Consider the following 5,030-nt stretch of genomic DNA (forward strand, 5'->3'; position numbering starts at 1 on the left):
TTCGGCCCGGTGCTCTCGATCATCCCCTTCGAGACCGAGGAGGAGGCGGTCGCGATCGCCAACGACACGACCTACGGCCTGACCAACTACGTGCAGAGCCAGGACGGGGCGAAGCGCAACCGGGTCGCGCGGGGGCTCCGCTCCGGCATGGTCGAGATGAACGGCCAGTCGCGCGGCGCCGGCAGCCCCTTCGGCGGGGTCAAGGCCTCCGGCAACGGCCGCGAGGGCGGCGTCTGGGGCCTGGAAGACTTCTGCGAGGTCAAGGCGGTCAGCGGCTGGGGCGAGTGACGAGGCCCGCTCGGACGGGTTGCCAGTCGAGGGCGAGATCCCCTCGCCCCGCTGCCTTTTCGCGCGCGAGCATCGCAGACCGGACATCCACGCAACGCTCTGGCTGGGGCCGGTAGTAACTCCTTATTCGGCCCTTGCGGGCCATGTTGGCCTATTCAGCCAATCTGGAATTCGGTGCTAGTGTTCTAATTCGAATGTGGCCGGGCCGATGGCAGGAGGGATGCCATGGATGTTCGCGCTTGGCTCGATGAGATCGGTCTGGGGCAATATGGAGAACTCTTCGTCGAGCACCGCATCGGCTTGGATGTCATCCCGGACCTGACCGACTCCGATTTGGAGAAGCTCGGCATTCCACTCGGTGACCGAAAGCGGCTGCTCAAGGCCGTCGCTCGTCTCGCCGAGCATTCAGCAGACCGCGAGGCGGCTAAGGGTCTTCCGGTGGGCTCGGCGGGGGCCGAACGTCGGCAGCTGACCGTGATGTTTTGCGACCTGGTCGGCTCGACCGCACTATCGACGCGGCTCGACCCGGAGGAGATGCGCGAAGTCATCCGTGACTACCAAAACGCGGTCGCTCGTGCGGTCGGCCCCTTCGATGGAAACGTCGCCAAATTCATGGGTGACGGCGTGCTGGTCTATTTTGGCTATCCGAAAGCCCATGAAGACGATGGGGAGAGGGCCGTGCGGGCCGGACTTGCCGTCACGACGGCAGTCCGGGGCCTGCAAACGCCTGCCCATGAAGCCTTGTCGGCGCGGATTGGCATCGCCACTGGCCTGGTCGTGGTGGGCGACCTCGCCGGCGAGGACGCTGTAGAGGAGGAGGCCGTGGTCGGCGAAACGCCGGCCCTGGCAGCACGGCTGCAAGCCATCGCCGAGCCGGACACCGTCGTCATCAGCCCGCGCACGCGGCACTTAGTCGGTGGCTTGTTCGAGTACGAAGATTTGGGTCGACAACGACTGAAGGGCATCGCTGAACCGGTCAGGGCGTGGCGCGTGCTCCACGAACGCCGGATGGAAAGCCGCTTCGAGGCGACACATGTGGCCGACCTTACGCCCTTCGTCGGCCGCGATCAGGAAGTGGCGCTGCTACTGGACCGCTGGCGGCTGGCCAAGGATGGCGAGGGACAAGTGGTGCTGCTGTCCGGCGAACCCGGAATCGGCAAGTCTCGGATTATGCAGACCCTTCGCGAACACATCGCGGCCGAGCCGCACACGCGGCTCCGCTATCAATGCTCGCCGTACCATACCAACAGTGCCCTGTTCCCGATCATCGCTCAGCTTGAGCTTGCCGCGGGGTTCGCATCCGAGGAAACGCGCGAGCGAAAGCTGGAGAAGCTTGAGACCTTACTCGCCAAGTCGTCGGAAAACGTCGAGGACGTGGCGCCGTTGCTCGCGGCGCTGCTGTCACTGTCCACCAATAGCCGCTACCCGCCGCTCGAGCTGACCCCACAACGTCAGAAGGAGAAGACACTCGAGGCGCTGATCGACCAACTCGTCGGCCTCGCCGAGCGACGGCCGGTGCTGATGGTCTTTGAGGATGCGCACTGGATCGATCCGACGACACGAGAATTGCTGGAATTGACGGCGGACCGCTGTCGCGACAAGCGCGTGTTGTTGGTCATCACCTTTCGGCCCGATTTCGAGTCAAACTGGACTCGCTATTCGCATGTCACCTTGTTTTCGCTCGCACCCTTGGGGCGCCGCGACCGCACGGCAATGGTGGCGCATTTGACCCGAGGCAAGAGCCTGCCCCGGGAGGTCATCGATCAGATCGTGGCCAAGACCGACGGTGTGCCGCTATTCATCGAGGAGCTGACCAAAGCCGTTCTGGAGTCCGGTCTCCTCAAGGACGAAGGGCGCCGTTATTCCTTGATCGGCCCGCTGCCGCCGCTCGCCATCCCAGAGACGCTAAAGGATTCCCTGATGGCACGGCTCGACCGGCTGCCGCAGGTTAAAGACGTCGCGCAGATCGGCGCCGTGATCGGCCGTGAGTTCTCCTATGAACTCGTGGCGGCGGTTGCGGCCGTGGGCGAAGACGACCTGCAGAAGGGACTCGAGGAACTCGCCGAGACAGAACTCGTGTTCCAGCGCGGCACACCACCGCGATCAACCTACCTATTCAAGCATGCTCTGGTGCAGAACGTCGCCTACGAGTCCCTACTCAAGCGCAAACGCGAGCGGCTACACGCGCGCCTCGCCGAGGTCTTGGAGGCGCAGTTTCCAGAGAAGTCGAAAGTCGAGCCGGAAATCTTGGCCCATCATTTCACCGAGGCCGGCCTGGTCGAGCGGGCAATCGGATATTGGCACGCGGCCGGGCAACGGGCGAGCGAACGCTCGGCCAGTCTGGAGGCCGTCGCCCACCTGGACAAGGGGCTCGCCCTCCTCAACAGCCTTCCCAAAACGCCCGAACGGGCGAGGCAGGAGCTTGAGCTACAGCTGGCCTTTTGTTCAGCGCTGATTCAGACCAAGGGTCAGGGCGCGTCGGAGTTGGAGCCGCATTATCTGCAGGCCCGTCACCTCTGCAGAGAGGTGGGCGATCAGTCTCGGCTGTTCACGGTGACCTTTGGCCTCTGGAATCTAAACGTCTCTCGCCTTCGACTGGAAGCGGCGAAGGATTTGAGCGAGGACCTGCTCGCCCTCGCCCTGCAACAAACTGACCCTAGTTTACACCTGCAAGGCCACCACGCGGGCTGGACCACCAAGTTCTATTTGGGAAAGCCGGGGCCCTGCGTTGAGCACGCCGACCAGGCCTCACGCCTTTACGACCGCGAGCAGCATGCCTCGCACAAGTTCCTCTACGCAGGTCACGATCCCGGCGTGTGCAGCCGAAACTACAGTGCCCTGTCCTTTGCTCTTCTCGGGTATCCGGATCAAGCGGCAGGCCGTGCGCAAGAAGCCGTCGTCCTGGGCCGCGACATTTCGCATCCCTTCAGCCTCGTGCTGGCACTCGTGTGTTCCGCTTTGGTCCATCAGTTCCGGCGCGAAGCCGATCCGGCGCGAGTATTCGCCGAAGCCGCGATGGCACTCTGCGCGGAGCAGGGGGTCGCGCCGCAGTATCTGGCAACCGCGCGCGTTATTCACGGCTGGGCAACTGCGATCGAAGAGGACGTGGGAAAGGGCATCGACGGCATCCGGAACGGTCTTGATGCGCTGACCGCCACGGGGGTCGCACTCCGCCGCTCTTACTGCCTCAGTTTGCTCGCGGAAGCTTATCACCGAGATGGCAATCGAGACGCGGGCCTCGAAGTGCTGACCGAAGCTAAAGCTCTTTGCGAGACAACAGGCGAGATATGGTGGGAAGCAGAAATCCACCGGATGATGGGCGAACTCATGGTCGAGCAAGCGGCCGGGGATGAGCATGAGGGCTCAGCTCGTTTGCTCCGCGCTTTGGAGATCGCTCGGCAGCAGAGCGCCAAGTGGCTCGAACTCCGCGCGGCGATGAGCCTCGCGCGGCTATCGCGTCGGCAAGGCGAATTGGCCGAGGCGCGAGAAGCACTCGCGCCCACCTACGAATGGTTCACCGAAGGGTTCGACACGCCGGATCTGAAGACCGCCGAGAAGCTGCTGGACGAGCTGGTTTGAGTCTGTTTATGGCTAGGAATTGCGATAGGCTTGGGTCTGGCTCGAGCGGCCGATTGCCGGGCCTTTGGCGGGTCCCGGTAGAACGCATCTTGTCTCTCCTGCGGCCGGGCCGAAGGACAGGTAGCTATGCCTGATCTCTACGCTCAGATCACCGAAGTCCCCGACGACATCGTGGCGATGCTGGTCGATTCCTTGGAGACCCGGGCGCGCGATCCCGAGATGGTGGCGATGCGGCGGCGCTATTTCGACTGGCTCGACCTTCCAAAGGGCGCCCGGGTCGTGGAGATCGGCGCCGGGCCCGGCGACGTCACGCGCGACCTGGCGGCGCGGCCGGAGGTTGGCACCGCCGTGGGCCTCGACCCCTCCGCGCTCATGGTCGCCCGGGCTCGGGAAAAGCATGGCGACGTGCCGGGGCTCAGCTTCGAGCGGGGCGATGCCCGGGAGCTGCCCTTCGAGGATGCGAGCTTCGACGCGGCGGTCTTTCACACCTGCCTCTGCCACGTTCCGGGGCCGGACAAGGCGCTTCTCGAGGCCCAGAGGATCCTGAAGCCGGGTGGCTGCCTCGCGGTCTTCGACGGCGACTACGCCACCACGACCGCTTCGCTCGGCGAGGGCGATCCGCTGCAGAACGCCGTCGAGGCGACCGTCGCCAACCTGGTGCACGACCGCTGGCTGGTCAGGAGCCTCGAGCCCAGGATCTCCGATGCCGGCTTCACGATCACCCGCCGGGATGCGCACCCCTATCTGAGCAAGGGCGAGCACGCCTACTTCCTGACGCTCGTCGACCGCGGCATCGACTTCCTGGTCTCCGGCGGCGCCTTGAACGAAAAGGCCGGAGACGGTCTGAAGGAGGAGGCGCAGCGACGGGTCGAGACCGGCGCCTTCTTCGGCTTCATCTCCTTCGTGAGCGTGATCGCCAAGAAACAAGGGGCCGGCGCCTGACGATGCCCTCGCCTGCCGCGGCCGGCGGCAAGGCGGCCCGAAGTTGTGGGCGCCTATCCCGGTCATGCCGGCCGTGGGGAGAGGCTGCGATCCGCCCCACCGTCTTCGCCGACGTCAGCAACGACATGACAATCGCGCGCGAGGAGATCTTCGGCCCGGTGCTCTCGATCATCCCCTTCGAGACCGAGGAGGAGGCGGTCGCGATCGCCAACGACACGACC

Annotated in this window: 3 protein-coding genes and 1 pseudogene; all 4 read left to right on the forward strand. The window is 64.7% G+C overall.

Translation table 11 applies throughout. From position 1 onward, the window contains the following. Positions 1 to 288: aldehyde dehydrogenase family protein (locus QNJ30_27795; GenBank protein MDJ0947267.1), on the forward strand; the 288-nt coding region annotated here is incomplete at its 5' end. Between the two features lie 225 nt (positions 289 to 513). Beyond that, entirely contained in the window at positions 514 to 3,867 is a 3,354-nt protein-coding gene (locus QNJ30_27800; GenBank protein ID MDJ0947268.1) for an AAA family ATPase, read from the forward strand. 126 nt (positions 3,868 to 3,993) lie between these two features. Continuing rightward, positions 3,994 to 4,809: a methyltransferase domain-containing protein gene (locus QNJ30_27805; GenBank protein ID MDJ0947269.1), complete on the forward strand. Its 816-nt coding sequence runs from the start codon at positions 3,994 to 3,996 to the stop codon at positions 4,807 to 4,809. Positions 4,810 to 4,886: 77 nt separating this feature from the next. Next, positions 4,887 to 5,030 (forward strand): annotated as a pseudogene (locus tag QNJ30_27810) (aldehyde dehydrogenase family protein).

This window comes from Kiloniellales bacterium (assembly GCA_030066685.1).
Taxonomy (GTDB): Bacteria; Pseudomonadota; Alphaproteobacteria; order Kiloniellales; family JAKSBE01; genus JAKSBE01.